24 protein-coding genes are annotated in these 24,681 nt (G+C 38.3%); 12 read left to right on the top strand and 12 right to left on the bottom strand.

Annotation, left to right across the window (positions count from 1 at the left end):
* Positions 1 to 4 precede the first annotated feature (4 nt).
* Positions 5 to 2,779, bottom strand: coding sequence for an alpha/beta hydrolase family protein (locus tag ACE1ET_RS13850; protein WP_375729011.1), 2,775 nt, complete (start codon positions 2,777 to 2,779; stop codon positions 5 to 7).
* A 104-nt stretch (positions 2,780 to 2,883) separates the two neighbouring features.
* On the opposite strand from ACE1ET_RS13850, the gene ACE1ET_RS13855 reads away from it, so the two are divergent.
* The 4 genes from ACE1ET_RS13855 to ACE1ET_RS13870 all read left to right on the top strand — a co-directional run bounded on the left by ACE1ET_RS13855 (position 2,884) and on the right by ACE1ET_RS13870 (position 8,445).
* Entirely contained in the window at positions 2,884 to 4,137 is a 1,254-nt protein-coding gene (locus ACE1ET_RS13855; RefSeq protein ID WP_375729012.1) for a DUF2130 domain-containing protein, read from the top strand.
* A gap of 8 nt (positions 4,138 to 4,145) precedes the next feature.
* Complete coding sequence (locus tag ACE1ET_RS13860; protein ID WP_375729013.1) at positions 4,146 to 5,321, top strand: MFS transporter; 1,176 nt, start codon at positions 4,146 to 4,148, stop codon at positions 5,319 to 5,321.
* 724 nt (positions 5,322 to 6,045) lie between these two features.
* A complete protein-coding gene (locus ACE1ET_RS13865) occupies positions 6,046 to 6,969 on the top strand; it encodes a class I SAM-dependent methyltransferase (RefSeq protein WP_375729014.1) in 924 nt (307 codons plus the stop codon).
* 564 nt (positions 6,970 to 7,533) lie between these two features.
* Complete coding sequence (locus ACE1ET_RS13870; RefSeq protein ID WP_375729015.1) at positions 7,534 to 8,445, top strand: sensor histidine kinase; 912 nt, start codon at positions 7,534 to 7,536, stop codon at positions 8,443 to 8,445.
* Here ACE1ET_RS13870 and ispE read toward each other — a convergent pair.
* On the bottom strand, positions 8,440 to 9,246 hold the full coding sequence (gene ispE, locus ACE1ET_RS13875; RefSeq protein WP_375729016.1) for a 4-(cytidine 5'-diphospho)-2-C-methyl-D-erythritol kinase: 807 nt from the start codon (positions 9,244 to 9,246) through the stop codon (positions 8,440 to 8,442). The genes ACE1ET_RS13870 and ispE overlap by 6 nt on opposite strands.
* Positions 9,247 to 9,508: 262 nt before the next feature.
* Here ispE and dnaB point away from each other — a divergent pair, with 262 nt between their 5' ends.
* Entirely contained in the window at positions 9,509 to 11,038 is a 1,530-nt protein-coding gene (dnaB, locus tag ACE1ET_RS13880; protein WP_375729017.1) for a replicative DNA helicase, read from the top strand.
* A gap of 39 nt (positions 11,039 to 11,077) precedes the next feature.
* Entirely contained in the window at positions 11,078 to 11,755 is a 678-nt protein-coding gene (locus ACE1ET_RS13885) for a cell division ATP-binding protein FtsE (protein WP_375729018.1), read from the top strand.
* 3 nt (positions 11,756 to 11,758) lie between these two features.
* Here ACE1ET_RS13885 and ACE1ET_RS13890 read toward each other — a convergent pair whose 3' ends face one another.
* Positions 11,759 to 11,980, bottom strand: a complete 222-nt coding sequence (locus ACE1ET_RS13890; protein ID WP_375729019.1) for a DUF3820 family protein — start codon at positions 11,978 to 11,980, stop codon at positions 11,759 to 11,761.
* Positions 11,964 to 12,905 (bottom strand): tRNA (adenosine(37)-N6)-dimethylallyltransferase MiaA, encoded by a 942-nt coding sequence (gene miaA, locus ACE1ET_RS13895; RefSeq protein WP_375729020.1) that lies wholly within the window; start codon positions 12,903 to 12,905, stop codon positions 11,964 to 11,966. Before miaA ends, ACE1ET_RS13890 begins: the two co-directional genes overlap by 17 nt.
* Positions 12,906 to 13,011: 106 nt before the next feature.
* Between miaA and ACE1ET_RS13900 the strand changes: the two genes are divergently transcribed.
* Positions 13,012 to 13,572: a Yip1 family protein gene (locus ACE1ET_RS13900; protein WP_375729021.1), complete on the top strand. Its 561-nt coding sequence runs from the start codon at positions 13,012 to 13,014 to the stop codon at positions 13,570 to 13,572.
* Complete coding sequence (gene smpB / locus ACE1ET_RS13905) at positions 13,572 to 14,030, top strand: SsrA-binding protein SmpB (protein ID WP_375729022.1); 459 nt, start codon at positions 13,572 to 13,574, stop codon at positions 14,028 to 14,030. The genes ACE1ET_RS13900 and smpB overlap by 1 nt, the downstream gene beginning before the upstream one ends.
* A gap of 101 nt (positions 14,031 to 14,131) precedes the next feature.
* Here smpB and ACE1ET_RS13910 read toward each other — a convergent pair whose 3' ends face one another.
* The gene (locus ACE1ET_RS13910; RefSeq protein ID WP_375729023.1) at positions 14,132 to 14,737 is read right to left on the bottom strand and encodes an L-threonylcarbamoyladenylate synthase; all 606 of its coding nucleotides are present in this window, start codon (positions 14,735 to 14,737) and stop codon (positions 14,132 to 14,134) included.
* Between the two features lie 133 nt (positions 14,738 to 14,870).
* Between ACE1ET_RS13910 and cmk the strand changes: the two genes are divergently transcribed.
* From cmk to recN, 4 genes are all read left to right on the top strand, one after another.
* Positions 14,871 to 15,569 (top strand): (d)CMP kinase, encoded by a 699-nt coding sequence (cmk, locus tag ACE1ET_RS13915; RefSeq protein ID WP_375729024.1) that lies wholly within the window; start codon positions 14,871 to 14,873, stop codon positions 15,567 to 15,569.
* Complete coding sequence (locus ACE1ET_RS13920; RefSeq protein WP_375729025.1) at positions 15,559 to 16,470, top strand: 4-hydroxy-3-methylbut-2-enyl diphosphate reductase; 912 nt, start codon at positions 15,559 to 15,561, stop codon at positions 16,468 to 16,470. Before cmk ends, ACE1ET_RS13920 begins: the two co-directional genes overlap by 11 nt.
* Positions 16,471 to 16,643: 173 nt before the next feature.
* On the top strand, positions 16,644 to 17,537 hold the full coding sequence (porD, locus tag ACE1ET_RS13925; protein ID WP_375729026.1) for a type IX secretion system protein PorD: 894 nt from the start codon (positions 16,644 to 16,646) through the stop codon (positions 17,535 to 17,537).
* A gap of 10 nt (positions 17,538 to 17,547) precedes the next feature.
* The gene (gene recN / locus ACE1ET_RS13930; protein WP_375729027.1) at positions 17,548 to 19,206 is read left to right on the top strand and encodes a DNA repair protein RecN; all 1,659 of its coding nucleotides are present in this window, start codon (positions 17,548 to 17,550) and stop codon (positions 19,204 to 19,206) included.
* On the opposite strand, the gene ACE1ET_RS13935 is transcribed toward recN, so the two are convergent.
* The 7 genes from ACE1ET_RS13935 to ACE1ET_RS13965 form a co-directional block, all read right to left on the bottom strand.
* Positions 19,203 to 20,072 carry a cation diffusion facilitator family transporter gene (locus ACE1ET_RS13935; RefSeq protein WP_375729028.1) on the bottom strand — a complete coding sequence of 290 codons (870 nt, stop codon included), beginning with the start codon at positions 20,070 to 20,072 and terminating at the stop codon, positions 19,203 to 19,205. The two genes, recN and ACE1ET_RS13935, sit on opposite strands and share 4 nt — an antisense overlap.
* Before the next feature lie 10 nt (positions 20,073 to 20,082).
* Entirely contained in the window at positions 20,083 to 20,646 is a 564-nt protein-coding gene (locus ACE1ET_RS13940; protein ID WP_375729029.1) for a manganese efflux pump MntP, read from the bottom strand.
* 50 nt (positions 20,647 to 20,696) lie between these two features.
* Positions 20,697 to 21,554 (bottom strand): YitT family protein, encoded by an 858-nt coding sequence (locus ACE1ET_RS13945; protein WP_375729030.1) that lies wholly within the window; start codon positions 21,552 to 21,554, stop codon positions 20,697 to 20,699.
* Between the two features lie 147 nt (positions 21,555 to 21,701).
* Positions 21,702 to 22,091: a DUF3859 domain-containing protein gene (locus ACE1ET_RS13950; RefSeq protein ID WP_375729031.1), complete on the bottom strand. Its 390-nt coding sequence runs from the start codon at positions 22,089 to 22,091 to the stop codon at positions 21,702 to 21,704.
* Between the two features lie 8 nt (positions 22,092 to 22,099).
* Positions 22,100 to 22,738, bottom strand: coding sequence for a porin family protein (locus tag ACE1ET_RS13955; protein ID WP_375729032.1), 639 nt, complete (start codon positions 22,736 to 22,738; stop codon positions 22,100 to 22,102).
* Positions 22,731 to 23,420: an SIR2 family NAD-dependent protein deacylase gene (locus ACE1ET_RS13960; protein WP_375729033.1), complete on the bottom strand. Its 690-nt coding sequence runs from the start codon at positions 23,418 to 23,420 to the stop codon at positions 22,731 to 22,733. Before ACE1ET_RS13960 ends, ACE1ET_RS13955 begins: the two co-directional genes overlap by 8 nt.
* A gap of 74 nt (positions 23,421 to 23,494) precedes the next feature.
* Positions 23,495 to 24,607: a DegT/DnrJ/EryC1/StrS family aminotransferase gene (locus ACE1ET_RS13965; protein WP_375729034.1), complete on the bottom strand. Its 1,113-nt coding sequence runs from the start codon at positions 24,605 to 24,607 to the stop codon at positions 23,495 to 23,497.
* Positions 24,608 to 24,681: the final 74 nt, after the last annotated feature.

Below are 24,681 nucleotides of genomic sequence, written 5' to 3' on the forward strand. Positions count from 1 at the left end.
AATATTAAAACCCTTTCATTAAATCTTTGTCAACTGCCTTTACACCGTTGATCATCCAGTCAGGAGCCTCTTCGTCCTTCAGATAATGATCAAAAAACTGTTTCATCCTTGTCGACAGATCCATTCTGTTACCCCAGCTGGATGGCTTCAGATTATGTGGCTCGTTATTGTAAGACAACATCCACACCGGTTTATCTAAACGCCGTAAGGCCACAAAATATTCTATTCCCTGATACCATGGAACGGCTCCATCGTTGTCGTTATGCATAATTAATAACGGTGTTTTAACTTTATTCGCATAAAAAAGTGGAGAATTTTCTATGTAAAGCAGTGGTTTTTCCCATAATGTACCTCCTATTCGGCTTTGGGTATGTTCATACTGAAACATCCGACTCAATCCGGAACCCCATCTAATTCCTCCGTAAGCACTTGTCATATTGCTTACCGGGGCACCCGCCATTGCTGCTGCAAACATATTGGTTTGGGTCACCAGGTAAGCGGTTTGATAACCTCCCCAGCTTTGTCCCTGAAGTGCCATATGGTCGGCATCTAACCAATTATGCCTGTCAATAAGACTTTCAACTCCACTTACAATACATTCATATGCGCTCTGACCCGGATAGCCAATTCTGTACTTTATGTCGGGAACAAAAACAAGGTACCCATTGCTGGTATAAAGTGTTTTATTGATGGTTGAATAACTCGGGTATATCGAGTTGAACCTGTTGAGATTATCCGCGTTACGCTCATAAAAGTAAACCATCATCGGATATTTTTTCTCCGGATCAAAATTTTCGGGTTTGTAAAGCAGACCTTCAAGTTCATCACCATTGAAAGAACGCCATTTTACCAGCTCCACGGTATTCCATATAAAATCATTTTTTTGAGGATTGGCATCCGATATTTTTTTGTTGAAGGTCATCTCCCTGTCGCAAACCCATAAATCGGGGTATTCATTACAGTCCTGTCGTGTATAATACATCCGCTCAGAATCGTCTGCCTTTATCGGATTACTGTAATATTTGGCGTCAAAAAGGATATTTACTGGTCCACTGTAAGTTTGTAAATCCAGATTTGCATAACCTGCATCCTTGGTTTTTTCATCAAAGACTTTCAGGAGTTGTTTCTGTCCCGGATCCATGTAGTCATGATCCTTATCCAGATCAATAAATCTGTAACTTGTTTTTGATTCCCTGCCGTTAGTTAGGTTGATCGGATCAGTTTTGCCTTTAGGGTCAACCTGCCAGATGTCATATCGATCGTACAAATAGATGTATGCATCATTTTTGCTCCATCCTCCAATGCCATAATTTCCCGGATCAAAGGGAATATCATTCTCCTCGTTAACCAGCATGGTTGAGATGCCTTTATTAAGAATATGCGATTTTCCTTTTCTAATGTCACTGATATAATAGTTGCTGTCAGAAGGCTGAAAGTATACCGCATATTTTTCGTCCGGAGAAATATTGACTCGATCTTTAGCTTTAACCAAAAGTTTACGTTCTCCGGTATTTATATCCGATACATAATAATCGTTAATGAATTTACCGGTCCAGTTGCTTGTGCGTAGATAAGGATCAGCTGTATATAACAAGGCATATTTTTTATCCCATTTTGTACTGTATCGCACATATTTAAGGTTTTCATCTGCCAGTTGAACCACCTTATTTTTATCTACGAGATAAACAGCAGCAAAAGTCCTGTTTTCATCACGTTTAAGGTTTATTTTTTGCCGGGGTTGAAGCTCCAGATCATTCCATGACCAGATATCCAAACTAACCTTTTCGCCGTTTAACAGCGTATCTTTAGGTTCCTGAACAGGTTTTGGTGCTGATCCGAAATATAACCTTTCACCACTTTCTGAGAAGGAAAGTCCGGCATGTTCTGAAGGTGCCCAGCCAGTTGGTAAGGCCTTGGAAAGTGTATCTGCTATTATACTTACCTTATTGTCTTTGATTGTATAAAACTCCAGTTGCCATGTCTTAACTTTAAGGGTATCGGTGGAACTTAGCCAGGCCATTTGTTTCCCGTCGTCATCCGTTGTCAGTTTAGTCACTTTACCAGTAATTGTGTTTATGGTATGCTTTTGCAGTGTTTTCGGATCAAAATAATGCACGGATGAAGTTGTGACGGAATCTTCTTTTTCAACGGCATAAGCAAGTATATTTCCCTCTTTTGACCAGTGAAAATCCGTAACATTTCGTATCAGGATAGTATCCAGAGTTGAACCGTTAAAAATGACCAGGTTATTTCCTCCCTTTGGCAGCTTAGGTTTTTTAGTCTTAAGAGAGTCGGCTATTGTAGTATCTTCAGGAGGTAAATACTTTTCTTCAGTGGTAAACGCCACCCAGTTTCCATTTTTTTCTGGGATGTCAAAATTCTTCAGTTTTGGAAATTTAACGATTGAATCTTTTGCGAAAAGGTAAATGCCAAGAGAATCTTTTGGCTGTTTAGCCTTAGGCTTCTCCATTTTTTTTGCCTCACGTTCCTGTTGAAGAGATGGTTCAATTTTAAAGGCAGCTAGATTTGCATCTCCGCTGAATTTAAGGCCGGTAGATAGATAAAAGGTATCTGGTTTATCTTTATTTACATCGTAAACGATGGTTCTGGAATCACCCTTTCCTGGTTTAAGCCGGTAGGCGATTTTATTACCACTATTTGAAAGTTTTATTTCAGTTATAGAATTCCAGTTGTTAAAATCTGAAATCTGAACGGGTCTTTTTTGAGAAAATGAAAATATTGAAATCAGAAAAAAAAAGAGTATAAAATGTTTTTTCATTTGAGTATGTGTTAAGTATCGTGCTAAAATACAAAAATCATGCAAAACTTCAGGTTGGTTTTATCAATGTCTTCCGTTATCTTTGGTTTTCAAAGAAAGAATCTATGGATAAAAAGAGTGAAAATCAGGTTTCCTGTCCCAATTGTGGTTATGCGATTGATGTAAATGCAATTCTGTACAGGCAGATGGAAGAGGATTTCAAACACAGGTACCAGAATTATTTAAGTGAAGAAAGGAAGAAATTCAAAAAACTTCAGGATGATGTTGAAAGCGAACGCAAACTGATTGAGGAACAAAAGGAAAATATAGAGAGAAAAGTTAGCGAGGATGTAAAGAATAAGTTGAAAAGTGAACGGGAAAAGCTGGAAGCAGAACTTAAAAAGTCACTGAAGGAGGAACAGGAGGAGGTTTTTGAATCCATGCGTAAAGAATTGCTTGAGAAAAGCGAAAAGGTAAAGGATTTGAATAAAAAACAGGCAGAAATTGAAAAACTGAAGCGGGAAAAGGAAGAACTGCGAGATGTTGTGGAGGCGGAAGCTCAGAAAAAGATAAATGAAGAAATTGCAAAGGAACGGGAGCGGCTTGAAAAAATGGCCATTGAAAAAAGTGAGCTTCGGTTGAAAGAAAAGGACACACTTATCAATCAGTTGAAAGAGCAGGTGGATGAGATGAAGCGCAAAGCGGAACAGGGATCTATGCAGATGCAGGGAGAGGTTCAGGAATTGGCAATCGAAGAGTTTTTGCGGGAACAGTTTCCACTGGATACAATTGAAGAAGTTCGAAAAGGTGTGCGGGGAGCGGATTGTAAGCAGATTGTAAATACCCGTTCGCACCAGAATTGTGGCGTGATTTATTACGAGAGTAAGCGAACCAAGGATTTTCAGCCGGCATGGATTGAAAAATTCAGGAACGACATGCGGGATATGAATGCCAACATTGGTGTAATTGTAACCGAGGCCATGCCAAAGGATATGGACCGTATGGGTATGAAGGATGGAGTATGGATTTGCAATTATGTAGAATTTAAAGGCCTTTGTGCGGTATTACGCGAATCATTGGTGCAACTTAGTCAGGCCGTGGCATCGCAGGAAAACAAGGGTGATAAGATGGTGATGCTATATGATTATCTTACCAGTAATGAATTCCGGTTACAGATTGAAGCTATTGTTGAAGGATTTACTGAAATGCAAAACGATCTGGACAGAGAGCGCAGGGCTATGGAAGGAGCCTGGAAGAGAAGAGAAAAACAAATTCAGAAAGTATTGCTGAATACCAACCATATGTATCATTCCGTGAGAGGTATTGCAGGAAATGCTATTGCTCCGGTTCAGGCGCTTGAAATGCCTGAGGAAGAATAAATTTAAATATGAATCAATCAGTTTTAAAAGACTCCAGGCTTTATATAATTTTCGGGATCACCTTGTTCGGTGTCTCAGGTGTGGCAAGTTTAGCCCCGGCATTTCCGGTTATCATGGAACAGTTTGGTTTGAATGAAACACAGGTCGGATACCTGATTACTGTTTTTACCGTACCCGGAATAGTTTTAACACCTGTAATGGGTATTCTTGCAGATCGTTACGGACGTAAGACAATTCTGATCCCTTCTATGGCATTGTTTGGTATAGGCGGTTTTCTGTGTGCGTTTCAGGAAACTTATCAGATGCTTCTGGTTATGCGTTTTATTCAGGGCGTGGGAGCTTCAGCTTTGGGATCCTTAAATGTTACGTTAATTGGGGATCTTTTTGAAGGCAAAAGAAGAGGGGAAGTGATGGGACTTAATGCCAGTGTCCTGAGTATTGGTACGGCCTCGTTTCCTGCAATTGGGGGCGCATTGGCAGCGATTGACTGGCGTACTATTTTTTATATTCCCGCATTGATAATTCCGCTTATAGCTATCGTTTATTTTAACCTGAATGTACCTGCCTTAAAAGGAAAGGTGAAATTCTGGGACTATATGAACCGTGTATGGGATACCATTAACCGTAAAATTGTCTGGGGACTGTTTATTTCAAATATTCTTGCTTTCGTAGTACTATATGGCGCTTACCTTACATTTTTGCCATTAATGGTTAAGGAAAGATTTGATGTAGGTACTCTGACCATTGGAAGTATTATGTCGCTGATGTCAATCACCACGGCATTAACTTCGTCTCAATATTCCAGGATTGTTGAAAAATTTACAACATACAAAATGTTGTATGCTAGTTCGGTTTTATATGCGATAAGCCTTTCAGTTTATGCGTTTGCCGACTCGTGGCCGCTTCTTATCCTGGCAACAATTTTGTTTGGTCTGGCACATGGAAGTTTTATTCCTAACGTGCAAACAATGTTAGTCGGATTGGCACCATTATCTGAAAGGGCAGCATTTATGTCAGTCAATGGCATGGTACTCCGGATTGGTCAATCCATTGGACCCGTTTTTGCTGCTTTCTTTTTTATCGGCGGCCATTTTAGTTATGTATTTTTAATAAGTGCCGTTTTGGCATTATCAATGTTCGTATTTGTGAAATTTATGGTACTTCCTGAGCCTCAAAAAACTTAAAGTATCCCTGAGAATCCGTAGAAAACAGGTTTTTTAAGACCAATTTGTATAATTTAACAGCATTATTTGCTGTATTATGCACCTGGAAATTGCTGATTGATGCTTTTTTTTCAAAAAAATAACTAAAAATTATTGGCCACTTATTTTTTATTTAAAACAATTCTTAATTCACTGAAATTGAAAATAATTTTATAAGAGTAAGTCTTCTGAATGCCCTTCTGAATGCCCTTTTGAATGCCCTTTTCAATGCCCTTTTCAATCTGAAAGGGTTTATTTCAGCATGTTTTAAGTGTCAAGTATACAGTTATTTAAGAGGAGTATCATATAGCTGGTTTTTGATTCAGAATAGGAAATAAATGTTAAATTTTTCAAGCATTCGGTATCCTTTTTTATTCTAAATAAGAAAAGAAAAGGTCGCAAAATATTCAATTTGAATTTGTTATGTAGATATAAAGTAAGAGCTATATGTTAAAATTTTTAGCAAATTGCTTTATTTTTCAAATAAATATTTCAATATTTGTAACTGTTCATAACGCGTTAATTAATGTATAACCCCAAATTTTGTTATGTCCATAATTAAAGCCGTTGGATAATTTGAACAGGTAATATAACCTTAAATATTTAACAACATTATTGATTTTAAATGTCATTATTAATCGCTTGTGATTATTGTATTATGAAAGGAAAATTAAATTACACATATAACCCTCAATTCTAATTCCCCATGGATGCAAAAATACTATCTCAATCGGTAACAAAGTCTCAGTTGATGGAGCAGGTGGAGTCTATCTCTCGAAAAAACATTACTGAGAATGATTTTAGATTACTTGATAAATTAATAATAAGAATTGGCGATGCTGTAAGAAGTAATGAACTTGACAAGTCGGATATCGCAATTATTAATAGAAGTTTTGGTAATGAGTTTTTGATGAATACCTTGCAGGGACATGCTTTGAGAAAGCCTCAGGGTTATGCAGGTGATTACATGATTATTGATAAGATTTATACCTATCATCATTCTGAAATTGAAAAATTCAAAATTTGGGATAAATATGCTCATACTCATTCATCACTTAAAGCTGTAAGAAACAGGAAAAAGTATTTCAAATCAAAAATGCATCATAAGATAGATAATGCTAGTGATAAACTTGATTTATTGAACCTTGCAAGTGGACCTGCAAGAGATGTTAAAGAGTTATATGATGAGATAGATAATAAGAATAAATTGTTGACAACCTGTGTCGATTTGGACAGTGATGCACTTGCATTTGCAAAAAAATTAAACAGCGAACATAGTTCTTATATTGAATTTATTAATGCAAATATTCTCCGTTTTAAAACAGAAAAGAAATTTGATGTTGTATGGTCAGCAGGATTATTTGACTATTTTAACGAGAAAGCATTTATTATGGTGCTTTCCAGAATGAAGGAATGGGTAAAGCCAGGTGGAGAGATTATTATTGGAAATTTTAATGAACGACATAATCCAAGTCGTGACTTTATGGAAATTATGGGTGAATGGTTCTTACAACACCGAACTGAAGAGGAACTGGTTACATTAGCAATGAAAGCAGGATACAATTTCACTCAAGTTAATATCGGTCGTGAACCTGAAAATGTAAATCTGTTTTTGCATATTAAATGTTAAATTAAAGTTTGAAAGAAATATAAAGGATAATTAAGTAGTTATTACTTGGTTATCCTTTTTTTGTGCTTTTTCATTAACGATTAATTAACTTTTTCTGTTTTTTTCATACATTATATTAATTTTTTTTTAATTTTGAACATCTAAATATTTAAGATGCCGAATAGTAAAGTTAATAATTCGTTGCAGAGGTCCACAGATTTAAAAGATATCCGTATAGGTTTTATATCTGGTTTTCTAGTGTATGGCCTATTTGGCATTTTAGATATCTTTATGTTGCCTGAGAATTATGAATCAGCATGGTTTATCCGGTTCGTTATAGTCTTGCCAGCTGTTCTTCTTATGTATCTTTACTCATTTCACAAAAGTTTTCTTAAGAATACTAACGAAAAATTGCTTGCTCTTTTATTGTGTGGAGCCATAGGCATCGTCTTTATGATTGCTTTATCTTCACCAAATGAATTTGCATTTTGGGGATATTATCCGGGTTTGATTTTATTGTTTTTATGGGCTGGCTTTGTTTTTAAATTTTCGTTTTTTTATTCAATAATTTTATTTTTTGTAATAATGATCTCATATAATTCTGTCGCGGTTTTTTGGCAGGGATTATTATCACATGGAATTCATTCGAAAGAATTCACCTGGTTTTTAAATAATAATTTTTTTCTGATAAGTTCTGGTGTATTAGCGGTTTTGGGATCGAGTAGATTGGAACAATCAAACAAGAAAATTGAAGAGGAGAACCTTAAATATAAACTGGCAAAGGAAAAAGCGGAAGAAAGTGATCGTTTGAAATCGGCATTTTTGGCGAATATGAGCCATGAAATACGGACTCCGCTGAATGCCATTCTTGGATTTTCTCATTTATTAAAGGATGAGGAAGCTGATGAGGAGGAAATAAAGCAGTTTCTTGGATTAATAAATAATTCCGGGAATAATCTGTTACGAATCATTAACGATATTATTGATATCTCCAAGATTGAAGCTGGTCAGCTCAGTGTAACCAAGTCACGTTTCAATGTCAATGAAGTACTGCGGAATGTATCGCAAAAATATCAGAGTCTGGATATTTATGGTGCAAATGGGAACATTGATTTTATAATCAATACACCTGTTAAAAATGATGATCTGCAGATCAGAAGTGATATTCAACGCTTGGAACAAGTATTGGATAACCTGATTAACAATGCCTTTAAATTTACCAAACAAGGCAGTATTGAAGTGGGATATAAAGTGAAATCTAAAGATGGCTCAGGTTATCTTGAATTTTACGTTAAAGATACAGGAAAAGGCATTCCAGTTGATAAGCAATACATTATTTTCGAGCGGTTCAGACAAGTGGAAGAAGACATATATCACGAAGGTGCAGGACTAGGTTTAAGCATATGTAAAGGTATTTTAAAGCTACTTGAAGGTGATATCTGGTTTGAATCGGAAGAAAACAAGGGAACAGCTTTCTATTTTACGTTACCTTTATAACAGACAGGAAAAATAAAACATATTAATGAACTCATCTTCAATATCAACTTCCTTTTCAAACAAACCGTAGAATGTTGAGCCGCTGCCCGACATTGAAGCATAAAGTGCACCGTTGGCATACAATTTCTCCTTAATAACTTTAAATTCAGGAAATGATTTAAAAACAGAGCTTTCAAAATCGTTTTTAAGTTCATATTTCCATGTACTTAAAGGTTGTTCCAGTATTCCGGAAATTTTCTTTTTAGGCCTGGAAGGTACAATATTTTTATATGCCAATGGTGTGGGAACACCAACATCCGGTTTTACCAACACCAGAAAATAATCCTTCAAACTAAAATCTACAGGTTCAATTATATCGCCAATGCCTGAAACCATAGCCGGTTTATTGTATATAAAAAAAGGACAGTCGGCTCCAATCCTGGCTGATAGTTCTGCGAGCTGAGTTTCGCCAATATTTAAATTAAATAAGCGGTTCAAACCATTGAGGCAGTAGGAGGCATCAGATGATCCACCACCTAAACCACCTCCAAAGGGAATAGACTTGTGTAAATGAATGGCAACAGATGGTAGCCTGAAATTATTATTAAGCAGATGATATGCTTTCAGAACCAGATTTTCTGAAGGTTCAGAATCCAGTTTTATACCTGATTCTGTGAATTTGAATGCATCGGCAGGTGTTATTTCAAGCCTGTCAGTTAGCGGAACCGGATAGAAAAGTGACTCCAGATTATGATAGCCATCCGGACGTTTTTCAATAATATCCAGCCCGATATTTATTTTGGCATTGGGGTGCAGAATCATTGGATCAGTTTTAAACAAAAATAACTATACAAAATGAATTATCTTCACTTTAGCTGCAATTCCGGAAGGCAGAATATATATATTCACAATTTATAAACAAATATAGATTCCTTATGTTTTTGACTCATAGCCCAATAAAGAAGTCGTCAACAAACTGAGATTTCGAATCTGATTTCTGCATTGTGTTTATTAAATTTGACGTCAGTTTCTACCTGGGGAAACCTATTAATTTATATAACTTCTACGTATAAACAGGAATATTATGGCTCAGAAAAACACGAGGTCTGCACAATATAAACCGACAGTCCCGGCAAATGAATTTGGAAAACTGCCGCCACAGGCAATAGAACTTGAAGAAGCAGTTCTGGGGGCTCTAATGCTTGAAAAAAGTGCGTATCCTGCTGTTGGGGATATATTAAGAACAGACTCGTTTTATAAAGAAGCCCATCAAATTATTTATTCTGCTGTTGTTGATTTGTTCTCAAAAGAAGAACCGATCGACTTGCTTACTGTAACTGAGCAACTGAAAAAGAAAGGACAGCTGGAGGAAATTGGTGGTCCTGTGTATATATCTCAGTTGACCACAAAGGTAGCCTCAGCAGCTCACATTGAATACCATGCAAGGATCATAGCTCAAAAATATCTGCAGCGCGAACTGATTCGTGTTTCAACTGAAATTCAGAACAATGCTTACGATGAGAGTCTGGATGTGGATGAATTGCTTGAAAGTGCTGAAAACAGCATTTTTGAAATTTCCCAGGTAGGTGTTAAAAATGAAACAACACAGATCAATCCGATTATTGAAGAGGCAATTCATAATATCGAGGAAGCATCAAAACAAAAAGAAGGATTGAGTGGTGTGCCGTCAGGTTTCAGGAAACTTGATAAAATTACATCCGGGTGGCAAAATTCAGATCTTATTATCCTGGCTGCCCGTCCGGCGATGGGGAAAACAGCTTTTATATTATCCATGACCCGAAATATTGCACTTGATTTTGACCGTCCAATAGCTATTTTCTCACTTGAAATGTCAAATGTACAGTTGGTTAACCGACTTATTTCAAGTGAATGTGAAATTGAAGGGGAAAAAATCAAGAACGGTCGCCTGAGCCATGAAGAATGGGATCATTTGAATCATAAGATTAAAAATCTTCAGGATGCGCCGATTTTTGTGGATGATACTCCCGGTTTGTCAATATTTGAACTCAGGGCTAAGTGTCGTCGCCTGAAGCAAAAACATAACATCTCTGCAATCTTTATCGATTACCTTCAGTTGATGAATGCCAAAGACATGAAACCGGGGAGCAGGGAGCAGGAGGTGAGTTTAATATCGCGTTCATTAAAAGGATTGGCTAAAGAACTGAATGTACCTATCGTGGCACTTTCGCAGTTGAACCGTGGTGTGGAAGGACGAACAGGTTACGAAGGGAAAAGACCTCAGCTGGCTGACCTTCGCGAATCCGGAGCAATAGAACAGGATGCAGATATGGTATTATTCATTCATCGTCCTGAATACTATGGGATAACTGAAGATCCCGACGGAAATGATTTAATTGGTGTAGCTGAAGTTATCATAGCAAAACATCGTAATGGTGCCACCGGTACGGTACAGATCAGGTTCAGAAAAGAGTTGGCTAAGTTCATTGATCCGGAAGATGATTTTACCGGTAACTATCCGGGAGCAGGAGAGCCAATTACACTCAGTTCAAAAATGAACAGCTATGAAGATGAGTTTAATTCACAATCAAACGATTTTAACAGGTCCGGCGGTGGAGATTCACGTCCGTTTTAATTCGCTGTAAATTTTAGTATCTTCGGAAAAAATTTTTCTATGGATAACGAAGAAGTTGTCATACGGTTGCAGGATGCAGAAATAAGTCACAGGGAACTCGTAGTTCTGAAAAATGTAAACCTTGAGGTTAAAAAAGGTGAGTTTATCTATTTAACAGGTAAAACCGGAACCGGAAAAAGCAGCCTTTTACGTACACTTTATGCCGATATTCCACTTTTGAATGGAGAAGGAGAAGTAGCAGGCTACGACCTGAAAAAACTTAAGAACAGAGAAATTCCTTATTTGCGTAGAAAAATAGGCATTGTTTTTCAGGATTTTCAATTATTGTATGATCGTAACGTGAGTGCCAACCTGGAATTTGTTCTGAAAGCTACCAACTGGAAGGATAAAAAGAAAATTGAAAACAGGATAAACGAAGTACTGGATCATGTAGGGATGAAGAATAAAGGGTATAAAAAGCCACATGAATTATCGGGTGGTGAGCAACAACGCATTGCCATTGCAAGAGCACTTTTAAATAAACCGGAACTAATTCTTGCGGATGAACCAACAGGTAACCTTGATTTTGAAACTTCGACCCAAATTATGAAAATACTGAAGCAAATCAGGGATGAAGGCACCACAATACTAATGGCGACGCATAACTCCAGCCTGCTTGAAGTATTCCCCGGAAGGGTAATTAATTTTCAGGAAAGTATCCTGGTCGATAATGCCTGATGATCATCTTCTGATAAGAGGGCGTATTAAACCTTCGAGACCATTGACTTTAATTTCATACATTTCTTTAAGCATATCACCAAGTTTACCTTCAGGGAATCCCTTTTGGCGGAACCAAACCAGATAAGGCTCCGGAAGATCAACCAGGAACCTGTTTTTATATTTTCCGAAAGGCATGCGCGTATTAGCCAGTTTAACCAGATGATCTTTATCGAACAGTTCCATAAAAAAGTGATTTTACTTTTTCAATTTTTTCATTCAGTGGCTGGTTTACATCAATCCAGTGAATTTTAAAGCCACGTCTTTCCATTCCCCTGAACCAGGTCATTTGTCTTTTTGCAAACTGATGTATGGCTATTTCAAGTGATTCAAACATTTCATCATATGTAAGTTCACCGATAAGATACTGGGTGACAAACTTGTATTCCAAACCGTAATAAATTAAATCTTCGGGAGTAATGCCTTTTTCAAGCAAGGCCTTTACTTCGTCTATCATCCCTTCTTCGAGGCGGGTCTTAAGCCTTGCCGTAATTTTTTTTCTTCTCAGTTCCCTGTTGATTGAAACTCCGATCAGTAAAGAATTTATCTCAGGATAATCGGTGTCGTCAATTTGATTGGTAGAATAGTATTCAGCGATTTCGATAGCGCGGATTGCTCTTCGTTTAGTATCTGTGTCGGTGCTGTTATGTAATGACTTATAGCTTTTTAATATATCCTCCAGTTCGTGCAATGTCTTTTGTTCCAAAGCTGATCTCAGTTTCGGGTTTTGGGGTACATTAACAAGTTTATATCCTTTTAATACAGCCTCTATATACAAACCGGTTCCGCCACACAATAGCGGGAGTTTTTCTCTACCGGAAATATCTTCGAATGCCGAAACAAAATCGCGCTGATATTCATATACATTATACTTGTATCCCGCATCTACGATATCAATCAGGTGATAAGGAATTGTTGTGCCGTCCAATGAATATTCCACCAGATCTTTGCCGGTTCCAATATCCATTCCACGGTAAAGCTGGCGGCTGTCTCCGCTAATGATCTCTGCATTCAGTTCTTTGGCCAAAGCGACAGCAAAACCTGTTTTCCCGGAAGCTGTAGGGCCGATTACAGTAAGCAGATTATATGTTGAATCCGGGTTCTTATTCATATTCCGGGTCAAAATAACAAAGAAAAAAGTAATATTAGTTAACAGTTCACTTTAATTTGCAGGCCATGTATAAAAATGTTTAATTTTGCGCTCATAAACGCATTGTATGAGTTACAAATCCTTATTTAACCGCTTAAAGAATATAATCATTTCTCCTTCTGCGGAATGGAAGGAAATTCAAAAGGATGAGCTGACCGGTCTGAATGTTGTACATCAGTTTGCATTACCGTTAATTGCTTTGTCTGCTATTGCAGCTTTTATTGGAACTGCAATATATTTAGAGGGATTTAATGTGGAGGAATCGCTGAAAAAAGCGTTGCTCGTTTTTGTGAGTCTCTTTTCCAGTATATATGTCAGCATGGGGGCGATTTATTTTCTGATGCCTAAATTTAATCTTACACAGGACAGGAACAATGTGTTTCGCTTTGTTGCCTATTCATCTGCAGTAATTTTTGCCATAAAATTTGTTACAGAGCTGTTTCCTGAACTTTTCTTTCTGAAGATACTCAACTTATATACAGCTTATATTATCTGGGAAGGTGTGACGCCTATATTTAACGTAGATGAAAAAGATAAAGCCAGTTTTGTGGTGTTTTGTTCATTTGTGATCATTGCAGGAAACTATGCTGTGTTTAGTTTGTTACGCATTCTAATGCCTGGATTTTAATGGAAAAAAAGCAGAATAATATTAATATTAAGAACAAGCGGGCAACGTTTGATTATGAGCTGATAGAAAAGTTTACAGCTGGAATAGTTCTGACCGGAACCGAAATTAAATCGATTCGTAACGGCAAAGCAAGCCTTGTTGATTCTTATTGTTATTTTGCAAATGGTGAGTTATGGATTAAATCAATGAATATTTCGGAATATTTTTATGGATCCTATAATAATCACAATACCACACGCGACCGTAAATTATTGCTTCAGAAAAAAGAATTGCGTAAACTGGACCGGAAGATCAAGGAATCCGGACTAACTATTATTCCTGTGCGACTGTTCATTAATGAGAAGGGATACGCTAAACTTCAGATTGCACTTGCAAAAGGTAAAAAGGAATACGATAAACGTCAGACCCTAAAGGAAAAAGATGACAAGCGGCATATGGACCGTTTTATGAAAAGGTGAATTTAGATACAGGAACCAGGACGCAGGATTTAAGATATAGGACTTACACAAAGATTAGTTGGAAATTTATATCTAGTTGATCTCTATTTATTTTTCACTCTTCAGACGATTTCTCCGGCACCTTCTCTGATGACTTCAGGTTCGGGCAGTGTGCAATCAATTACAGTAGATGGAGTATTGTTGCCATAACCACCATCAATGACCAGGTTCACCAGATTTTCGAATTTTTCATGAATAAGTTCCGGATCAGTTATGTATTCCTGTACAACATCATCTGAGTGGATGGATGTTGCAACCAGGGGCACGCCTAAAAGCGATGTAATCTCTTTAATTATATTGTTATCAGGAACACGAATCCCAATACTTTTCTTTTTGCTTCTGAATAACTTGGGAACATTATTATTTGCTTCAAGAATAAACGTAAAAGGTCCCGGAAGATTATTTCGCATCAGTTTAAATACCGGGTTGGAAATAGGTTTTGTAAACTGGGATAATTGACTCAGATCACTGCACAGTAAAGAGAGATTGTATGATTTATTACGTTTAAGCTGATGAATTTTATCAATACCTTTCGGGTTATTTAAAGAACAGCAGAAAGCATATATTGTGTCAGTCGGGACGATGATAACTCCATTATTCCGGAGTATCTCCACAACCTCTTCAACCTGTTTCTGGTTGGTATCTTTTTCGTATAGTTTTATTAACATTACTGTTCTTTTGTGTGAAAATACTATAAATATGCCACTTTAAGCCATTTGTGGATAAATTTTGTTTAACTAATTCCAAATTCAGAAAAAAGTACAGTTCAAAGTTTTTTATATTTGTTACAAATTAACGATCGTGAGTAAAAGAATAATTATTGCAATTGACGGATATTCATCCTGCGGCAAGAGTACGCTTGCCAAAGACCTGGCAAAGGAGTTAGGTTATGTATATGTTGATACCGGTGCAATGTACCGTGCCGTAACTTACTATTGCCTTGAAAACCATATTATTCAGGATGATAATGTACATGCTGAAAGTCTGAAATTTGCTATGCACGATATTCAGGTCGGGTTTCGTTATGATCCTTTGCATAATGAAAATATTACCTTGTTAAATGGTAAGGATGTGGAGAAAGAAATTCGTTCAATGGAGGTGTCAAAGTATGTAAGTCAGGTAAGTGCCTTAAAATTTGTCAGAGAAGAAATGGTACAGCTGCAGCGTCAGATTGGAAAAGAGAAGGGCATTGTTATGGATGGCAGGGATATCGGGACGGTTGTTTTTCCTAAGGCTGAACTTAAGATCTTTCTGGTAGCTAAACCGGAGATCAGAGCTAAGAGACGGTTTGATGAATTAAAATCAAAAGATTATGATGTAAGTTTCAAGGAAATACTTGAAAACATAAACCACAGGGATCAGTACGATACCAGCAGAAAGGAAAGCCCTTTACGAAAAGCGCTTGATGCAATTGAACTGGATAACAGTATGCTGAATCAGAGTCAGCAGCTTGACAAAGTACTTTCCATTGCGCGAAAAAGAATAGCTGATGGCATATAAGATTGAAATTGATGGCGGGTCGGGTTTTTGTTTTGGAGTTGTCAATGCTATTAAAAAAGCTGAAGATGTACTGAACAGGGGAGAAGAACTGTATTGTCTGGGAGACATAGTACATAACAGTATGGAAGTGGAGCGGCTGGAAAAACTTGGTCTGAAAACCATTGATTACAATACCTTCAAAACTTTGAAAAATGTTACGGTTTTGTTACGTGCACACGGCGAACCACCATCAACTTACGAAACAGCACAAAGCAACAACATTACGCTTATTGATGCAACATGTCCTGTTGTGCTACAGCTTCAAAAACGCGTTAAAAAAGGGTTCGAATCGGCAAAGCAGGACAACGGACTTGTAGTTATTTACGGAAAAAAGGGACATGCTGAGGTTAACGGATTGGTAGGGCAGACTGATGATGAGGCTGTTGTTGTGGAAAATGAGAATGATCTGGATGGATTGAACTTTAATCAACCGATTTATTTGTACTCGCAGACTACCAAACAGGAGGAAGGACTGCTTTCTGTTGAACAAGAAATACTAAACCGTCTGGGAGACAATGGCGTGTTGGAGATGCATAACTCTATATGTAAACAGGTGTCAAGGCGTGTTCCCGGCATTAAGCAGTTTGCGAAGAAAAATGATTTAATTTTATTTGTCAGCGGTAAAAAAAGTTCAAACGGTAAAATGCTTTTCGAGGCCTGTAAATCAACGAATCCTGATTCTTATTTTATTTCATCCGTGGATGAACTCGATTACAGCTGGTTGAAAGCGAAGCATAATATAGGCATTTGTGGTGCCACATCCACCCCCAGATGGTTAATGGACGAAGTAGCCGAAAAAGTTAAAGAGCATCTGGATTTACATCAGATGCAGGACGCAGGACATAAGACACAAGATAGTTGATGATTTAGTTTTCTGTATTTTGGTAGAAGATGATCGGTTCACAATTTACATCTAATGGTTTCGGTATTAATTACTGAGCAACTTAAAAGGTTTGACTTATAAATTGATTATTTTTGTTCTGAAATAATTCAGATTATCGTTCGTTTTAGTACAGAACGCAAAAGACATAATAGATGAGGAATCTGGTAATTATAGTATTTTTATTAATCTTTGGCACGATGCGGGCTCAGGAGTTTAACTGTAAAGTTTCTGTGACACACCGTTCCATTCAAAGCACCAATGTCGCCATATTTGAGAACATGGAGAAAACCATTAGTGAGTTTATGAATAACCGCAAATGGACTAATGATGAGTTTAAACCGAAAGAAAGGATTGACTGCAATTTTCTGATCAATCTGACCGATATGCAGAATAACGAGAATTTCTCAGGCACTCTCACTATTCAGGCACGTCGTCCTGTATATAATTCTTCGTACAATACCCTGATGTTTAATTATATTGACAAGAATTTTGCATTTTCGTTTGTGGAGTTTGATCCGCTCATATTCAATGAAAACACATTTGATAATAACCTGACAGCTGTATTGGCATATTATGCATATATCATACTTGGAATGGATTATGATTCATTCGCTCCGATGGGTGGGCAACAGTTTTTCCAGGTATCTGAGCACATCGTCAATAATGCTCAGAATGCATCGCAATCAGGTTGGAAGGCCATGGAAAGCAGGACGAACAGGTACTGGTTGATTGAGCAACTGCTGCACGATGATTTTAAACCCTTCAGGATGTTTATATATAACTATCACAGAAAGGGGCTTGATCTCATGGCTGATAATCCTGTAGAAGGTCTGGAAAACATAAAAAAGGCTATTCCAACTTTACAGGACCCGTACAGAAAACAACCTACGGCAATACTGTTCCAGATTTTTGCCGATACCAAATATGAAGAATTTATAAATCTGTTTAAGCCGCATGATGCGGCTACCCGAAGTGAGATTGGTACTATTTTAAAGATTATCGATCCACAGCATATTCAGGATTATGACAGGATGATTTCAGGTTAAACCATACTTTATGCTCAGATCTTTATCGATTCGTAATTTTGCGTTGATCCAAAACCTGAATATCGGGTTTCACAATGGAATGTCAGTAATTACCGGCGAAACCGGTGCCGGTAAATCCATTATGCTGGGCGCTTTAAATATGATCCTTGGTCAGCGGGCCGATTTGTCTGCCATCCTTACCAAGGATGAAAAATGTGTAGTGGAAGCTCAGTTCAGTATTGAGGGCTACGGGCTTGAACCTTTTTTTAAGCAAAACGATCTTGATTTTGATAATCAAACCATTATACGAAGGGAAATTACTCCTGCCGGAAAGTCCCGTGCATTTGTAAACGATACGCCGGTAACGCTTGATATTTTAAAGTTGCTTACAGAATCACTTATTGATATTCATTCGCAACATGAGAACCTGTTGTTAAACGACAGTGGCTTTCAGCTTCAGATCATTGACGGTATGGCTCAGAATACAGCGGTTTATAATGCTTATCAGCAGGCATATCAGTTGTGGTTCAGGCTAAAAAGGGAGTTACAGGAACTAAAAGAAACGGCAGATAACGCTGCGGCTGATAAGGACTATTTTCAGTTTCAGTTTGATCAGCTGGCAGAGGCCGTATTAACAGATAAAGATGAGCAGGAAATTCTGGAAGCAGAACTGGAAGCACTGACGCATGCTGAAGAAATCAAAATGGCACTCTCACAAATTTCCGGTTCAATTGACGATGAAACTAACGGAGCACTTAACCTTTTGACTGAGGCCCGCAATGCAGCACATAAAATCGGTACATATCTTTCGCTGGCTGAAGAGCTGGAAAAGAGACTGGAAAGCGTGATTATTGAGTTGAAAGATATTGCGGGTGAAGCAGAACTGAAGGCCAATGATATTGAATACCTACCTGAACGTATTGAAGAGATTACAGACCGGCTGAACCTCTTAAATGATTTGCAGCATAAACACAGGGTTGGAAGCGTTGAGGAGCTGATACTGCTGAAAGAGGAACTGGAGACAAAGCTAACGAATATTACGGGGTATGAGGATGCGATACTGGATAAGGAGAAGGATGTGAATAAGGCATTTACTACTCTTGAAAAAGTGGCAGGTGAACTGTCCGGATCGCGAAAAAAAGTGCTCCCCCAGCTCGAAAAAAAATCTTCGGAGCTGTTGCAGGAACTGGGAATGCCGAATGGTATGTTAAAGGTTCAGCACGAAACGGTGTCTGCTTTTACCCAGACAGGAAAGGACCGGATAACCTTTCTGTTTTCCTCCAATAAAAAACATGAACCTCAGCCACTTTCAAAAATTGCGTCGGGTGGTGAAAAATCGCGTCTGATGCTGGCTTTAAAAAGTCTGCTCTCTTCCAGCAAAGCACTTCCAACAATTATTTTCGATGAAATTGATACCGGTATCTCCGGAGGAATTGCTGCCAAAATGGGGAAAATTATGCAACGGATGGGAGAGGCGATGCAGGTTGTTACCATTACCCATTTGCCACAGATTGCAGCCTGTGGATCGCACCATTACAAGGTCTTCAAGTTGGATGGCGACAAGCCTTCCTCTAATGTGGTGGAATTACAGCAGGATGAAAGGTTACATGAAATTGCAACGTTGCTGAGCTCAGAAAATGTTACTGAAACAGCCCTGAATAATGCCCGCGAGCTGATGGAAAATAATTAATCCTGACCGTTGGCTTTACACGGTTCAGGATGTATGGTGGCTTCCATATTCATTTCTTTCCGCACATCCTTTTCAATTTTCAGTGTTATATCATGTGCCTGGTGCAGTGTCATTTCAGGATTCATGCGAATATGAAACGTAATTTCAGAATGCCTTCCGTATTTATGAATGTGAATGTGGTGAACTGTATCGCTTTCTATATACCGGTCGCAAATGGACTTAAGTATTTTTAATGTCCTGTTATCCGGTTCATCACCTAATATCCTGTTAGCACTGTCATTGATTATTTCAATAGCTGCGTATAAAATGAGCAAAGCGACTGCAATACTTAAAACAGCATCGGCCCACCAGAAATGTTTACCTAAGAATATACCTGCTAAAACCACAAGCGAAGAGAAGGCATCGCTGCGATGATGCCACCCATCTGCTTTTACACTTCGGGATTCCGTCTTTTTAAAGATCCGGAATGCGTACTGTGCCATTCCTTCCTTCGAAATTATGGAAATAATAGTTACAATAATAGCAACAATACCGAAGTTGGCAGCCTCTCTGTTTTTAAAGCGCGATATTCCTTCCATAAAGAACTCCCAGGCTACAGCCGCCAGCAGGGCTCCAATTAATAAGGCGATGACCAGTTCGGCTCTCCCGTGGCCAAACGGGTGCTCTTTATCGGCAGGTTTTTCAGATAGTTTAGCTCCGAATAAAACCAGAATTGAACTGAAAGAATCAGATAACGTATGCCAGGCATCAGCAATCAATGCAGCTGATGAGGATACGATCCCTGCCCATAACTTTATGCCAAACAGTATAATATTACCGAATACTGATACCCAGCCTTCACGCTGATTGAGTTTTTCCGGAGTCATAATAGATTGTTTAATAAAGTATTGTGTGTTCAATTAAAATTTTAACACCAATGCCAATCAGGACGATTCCACCAATAATTTCAAATGGCAATTTACGGCTTTTTGAAAATCTGGCACCTGTAAATATACCAATTAATGACATAAAAAAGGTGGTAATAGCTATTATTGTAGATGCATTAAAGGGAGCAGAGGTTAGCAGGATTGCAAAGCTAACACCAATAGCAAGAGCGTCAATACTGGTGGCAATGGATAATCCTAGGATCACATTTAGTTTTGAAGGGCAGAAGTTACGTTGCTCTTCATGTTTGGTTCCTTCGTAAATCATTTTAATGCCAAGAAACAGAAGTAATCCGAAAGCTATCCAGTGATCTACAGCTTCAATATGTTCCCTGAAACTTAATCCAAGGTAGTAACCGATCAATGTCATGCCGCCCTGGAATAGTCCCATGAAAAATGCTGTAATAAAGAAATCCTTCAGGATGATTTTGCGGTGAATTACGCCACAGGATACCGATACTGCAAAGCTGTCCATTGAAAGACCGAAGGCAATAATTATGAGTGTGGCTAAATTCATTTTTGCAAATAAACTGCAAAAATAAGCCTTAGGTCTTAATTACAAAAAAATCAGGCTTTAATTGATTCAAAACCTTCACCGAAAACACCCATTACCGACCCCTGACTGATAAACGCAGTAGGATCAATGTCCTTTACGATCCTGAAAACTTCAAGCGCTTCAGGTTTACGAACTACCACCATCACAATTTTGCGTTCTTCTTTTGAGTACCATCCGGTTGCGTCGATAACGGTAACGCCACGGTTCATATCGGTATTGATCCGGTTAGCAATCTGCTCGTATTTGGTCGAAAATATCATAAACTGAACTGATTGTTTCACCCCACTGATAACCAGGTCGATGGTGTAAGAAGCTATGGCCATTGCGGTTAATCCATAAACTATGGTCTCAATTTTTTTAAATACAAAGTAGGATGAGCCAATAATTATGACATCGCAAAACAGAATGACTTTTCCCGGACTTGTATGTCTGTATTTGTTATAGATTGATGCAATGATGTCGGTTCCTCCTGTACTGCCACCTCCTGAGAATACCATTCCGGTCCCTACACCCGAAAGAATACCTCCAATTACACAGGCCATAAAAGGTTCCTGTACCGCCGGTTCATGAATATAATGCTGAAATAATGCCAGAAAGCCGGTTAGAACCGCAACACCATAGATGGTTTTTAAGCCATAGCCCGGCCCCAGTATTTTAAAAGCCAGAATAAGTAATAATACGTTAACCAACAGGTATGTAAGAGCAACAGGAATTCCTGTGGAAAAATAAATAATTGTTCCAACACCAGCAATTCCACCACCGGTGATATCAGATGGAATAAGAAAAGCCGTCCATCCTATTGAGAATATAAAAAGACCAAAAGTGATGGATATATAAGGCCACAATCTTGTTTGCATTAAACGACTCATAGCTTCAAAAAATTTTTTGCAAAAGTATAACTACGAATCAGAGAAAATACATGAATTTAATCAGGTTTTTATACTGTTTTTATAATGTATGATGTATATGTATAGTTTATTTAAGGTGCATGTTATAAGGTGATTAGCCTGTGTATTTTAATTTTTTACAACATACAGAGTTTTTTGCGCTACCATTTTGCCTTTCCAGGTAGTCGTTAATGTCCACTTACCCGTTTTATCACCTACCGGTTCCCAGATTGTATCACCCAGAAAAAATTCCCAGTCGTTACTGTTAACATAGTGTTCGCCACGGAAAGGTGCTGCTGTTTTTCCTGATTCATCTTTAAAAGGTGGATGGTCAATTTCAAAGTCCAGTTTTATACCTTTGCCCCGTTTTATTTTAAGCAGATACCCGAATTCAATATCAAGTTCAGCGGGTATTTTGTCCGTGATTTTCAGGATTTTTGGAATATCTCTTGAATTACGGTCCCATTTGGAATAGATTCCATAACTATAAATTTCGAATATTGGTTTCTGCTTTGGCATTGAAACGCTTAGTTCCTGATATCTATGGAATACATCAGGGTTAGTTCCAGTGTTTTATTAAATAAACTCCCGGGATTTATCCACGGATTTGTTCCTACTGCGTTTGTCAGGTCTGCTATAGGAAAAATATCGTTTGTAAATCTCAGGTTCACAGCTAGTTTGTCGCTGATGTGATAACCGGCTCCGAGAAGAAAGCAAAGTTCTCCATAGAAAAATTCGTCCGCCTGGATGGGGTAGTTCTCTTCGTTTAACTTTGTTCCACCTTCCAGAAAGCTGTAATGAAACAGATAACCAAATCCAAAACCACCTTCTAAAAACCATTTGGTCTGCAGGTTATATTGTAGCATTATAGGAAGTTGAAGATAACTCAGTCGTGTTGTTTCACTGATGATACCCTCTTCCGGTACTGGTAGTTTGGCTTTCCCTTTCTGAATATAACGTAGTTCCCCGTGCATAGAAAAATCTTCAGTAATTGGATAACCAACCCAGCCTCCGAATGTAACGCCGGCTTTGTTGTATCCACCAAGAAAATCACCATCTATCTGGCTGGCCAGGAGACCTGCAATGAGACCACCTTCGAATTTCTGAGCCCTGGTATTGAAGGTTATTACGCTCAATAACGCTATAATAAAAAGTGGTTTATACATATTTCATCAGTTTTTGTTTTAATATTTCTATACCCGCCGCAGCTTTATCGGCAATTACATCCATACTGTACATCAGACTGGCGGGTTCGGGATCCAATAAAAACAACGGAATGCCTTTAGGCGTATAATGGATCAGACTGGCAGCTGGATATACATTCATGGATGTACCAATAACCGCAAAAAGGTCTGCTTTTTCGCATACAGGTATGGCATCTTCAATGGCTGGGACAGCTTCTCCGAAAAATACAATGTGGGGTCTCAACTGAAACCCTTTTTCACACGTATCACCAATGTGTGTGTCAATATTTTCAGGAGTGACTTCATAAATAAGCGATTCATCTCCCGTTGAACGAATTTTCATCAACTCGCCGTGGAGGTGAAGCACCTGTTTTGATCCGGCTTTTTCATGAAGGTTATCCACGTTTTGAGTGATGATCTGTACATTAAAATATTCCTGCAGATCGGCCAGACCATAATGGGCCGCATTAGGTTTTGCATCCAGAAGTTGTCTCCGGCGCATGTTATAAAAGTTCAGGACAAGTTCAGGATCACGCTCCCATCCCTGCGGACTACAGACTTCCATTACATCGTATTCTTCCCACAAACCTCCCATGTCGCGAAAGGTTCTCAGTCCGCTTTCTGCGCTTATGCCTGCTCCTGTAAGAACTACGAGGTTTTTCATTTTGCTTTTACTTTTTGCCTTTTACCTTTTGCCTTTTTTGCACATCTTGTGTCCTGATACCTGGTATTTGTGTCTTATCTGAAAAACGCTTTTATGCTCTCTGTAATATACAACAACTGATCTTCAGAAAGTTCAGTGTGCATGGGCAATGAAATAACTTCCTTGCTCAGCTGTTCGCTAACCGGAAAATCACCTTCATCGTAACGCGGATCGATATAGGCTTTCTGTAAATGCAGCGGAACGGGGTAGTAGACCATCGCAGGGATGTCTTTTTTATTCAGAAAATCTTTCAGCTGATCACGTTTTCCGTTTTTTACACGCATGGTATACTGGTGGAAAACATGTGTAGACAGTTGAGAACGACGAGGTATCTGCAATTCATCAATACCTTCAAGTGCTTTGTCATAATAGGCTGCAGCAGAACTGCGGCGTGATCCGAAATCGTCCAGTTGTTTTAGTTTAACATCCAGAATGGCAGCCTGAATGCCATCCAGACGACTGTTTACCCCAACCATATCGTGATAGTATCGAACCATCATACCATGGTTTGCAATGGCTCTGATTTTTGATGCCAGTTCATCACTATGAGTGAAAACAGCCCCACCGTCGCCATAACAGCCAAGATTTTTTGACGGAAAAAACGAGGTGCAACCAATATCTCCTATTGTGCCCGACTGGCAAACCGAACCGTCCTTACTGAAATAAGTTGATCCGATGGACTGACAGGCATCTTCAACCACATACAGATTATATTTTTTAGCCAACTCCATAATGGCATCCAGATCGGCATTCTGGCCAAACAAATGAACAGGAATTATAGCCTTTGTTTTTTCAGTTATGGCAGATTCAACAGCATCAACGGAAATGTTGTAAGTATCCGGATCTACATCAACCAAAACCGGAGTTAATCCTAATAATGCAATTATCTCTGCCGATGCAATAAATGTAAATGTTGGAGCAATTACTTCGTCACCTGGTTTTAGCCCAAGTGCCATTAATGCTATCTGTAATGCATCGGTTCCGTTAGCACATGCAATCACATGTTTTACCCCCAGAAAATCAGCCAGGTTATTTTCGAATCGTTTTACCGCAGGTCCCTTAACAAATGCTGTGGAATCAATAACTTCCTGAATAGCATTATCAATCTCCTCTTTCATTCTTAAATACTGCGACCGTAGATCAACCATTTCAATTTTTTTCATATCTCAAAACCTCATTATATAATGTCTTAAAACTTCAAACTTTTGCCTTTTAACCTTTA

Source organism: Quyinboa mangrovi (assembly GCF_042219825.1).
GTDB lineage: Bacteria > Bacteroidota > Bacteroidia > Bacteroidales > UBA5342 > JBHJHP01.

Coding starts and splice junctions, on each gene's coding strand:
- ACE1ET_RS13850 (WP_375729011.1), bottom strand. CDS start 2,779: ATGAAAAAACATTTTATACTCTTTTTTTTTCTGATTTCAATATTTTCA.
- ACE1ET_RS13855 (WP_375729012.1), top strand. CDS start 2,884: ATGGATAAAAAGAGTGAAAATCAGGTTTCCTGTCCCAATTGTGGTTAT.
- ACE1ET_RS13860 (WP_375729013.1), top strand. CDS start 4,146: ATGAATCAATCAGTTTTAAAAGACTCCAGGCTTTATATAATTTTCGGG.
- ACE1ET_RS13865 (WP_375729014.1), top strand. CDS start 6,046: ATGGATGCAAAAATACTATCTCAATCGGTAACAAAGTCTCAGTTGATG.
- ACE1ET_RS13870 (WP_375729015.1), top strand. CDS start 7,534: ATGATCTCATATAATTCTGTCGCGGTTTTTTGGCAGGGATTATTATCA.
- ispE (WP_375729016.1), bottom strand. CDS start 9,246: ATGATTCTGCACCCCAATGCCAAAATAAATATCGGGCTGGATATTATT.
- dnaB (WP_375729017.1), top strand. CDS start 9,509: ATGGCTCAGAAAAACACGAGGTCTGCACAATATAAACCGACAGTCCCG.
- ACE1ET_RS13885 (WP_375729018.1), top strand. CDS start 11,078: ATGGATAACGAAGAAGTTGTCATACGGTTGCAGGATGCAGAAATAAGT.
- ACE1ET_RS13890 (WP_375729019.1), bottom strand. CDS start 11,980: ATGGAACTGTTCGATAAAGATCATCTGGTTAAACTGGCTAATACGCGC.
- miaA (WP_375729020.1), bottom strand. CDS start 12,905: ATGAATAAGAACCCGGATTCAACATATAATCTGCTTACTGTAATCGGC.
- ACE1ET_RS13900 (WP_375729021.1), top strand. CDS start 13,012: ATGAGTTACAAATCCTTATTTAACCGCTTAAAGAATATAATCATTTCT.
- smpB (WP_375729022.1), top strand. CDS start 13,572: ATGGAAAAAAAGCAGAATAATATTAATATTAAGAACAAGCGGGCAACG.
- ACE1ET_RS13910 (WP_375729023.1), bottom strand. CDS start 14,737: ATGTTAATAAAACTATACGAAAAAGATACCAACCAGAAACAGGTTGAA.
- ACE1ET_RS13920 (WP_375729025.1), top strand. CDS start 15,559: ATGGCATATAAGATTGAAATTGATGGCGGGTCGGGTTTTTGTTTTGGA.
- porD (WP_375729026.1), top strand. CDS start 16,644: ATGAGGAATCTGGTAATTATAGTATTTTTATTAATCTTTGGCACGATG.
- recN (WP_375729027.1), top strand. CDS start 17,548: ATGCTCAGATCTTTATCGATTCGTAATTTTGCGTTGATCCAAAACCTG.
- ACE1ET_RS13935 (WP_375729028.1), bottom strand. CDS start 20,072: ATGACTCCGGAAAAACTCAATCAGCGTGAAGGCTGGGTATCAGTATTC.
- ACE1ET_RS13940 (WP_375729029.1), bottom strand. CDS start 20,646: ATGAATTTAGCCACACTCATAATTATTGCCTTCGGTCTTTCAATGGAC.
- ACE1ET_RS13945 (WP_375729030.1), bottom strand. CDS start 21,554: ATGAGTCGTTTAATGCAAACAAGATTGTGGCCTTATATATCCATCACT.
- ACE1ET_RS13950 (WP_375729031.1), bottom strand. CDS start 22,091: ATGCCAAAGCAGAAACCAATATTCGAAATTTATAGTTATGGAATCTAT.
- ACE1ET_RS13955 (WP_375729032.1), bottom strand. CDS start 22,738: ATGTATAAACCACTTTTTATTATAGCGTTATTGAGCGTAATAACCTTC.
- ACE1ET_RS13960 (WP_375729033.1), bottom strand. CDS start 23,420: ATGAAAAACCTCGTAGTTCTTACAGGAGCAGGCATAAGCGCAGAAAGC.
- ACE1ET_RS13965 (WP_375729034.1), bottom strand. CDS start 24,607: ATGGTTGATCTACGGTCGCAGTATTTAAGAATGAAAGAGGAGATTGAT.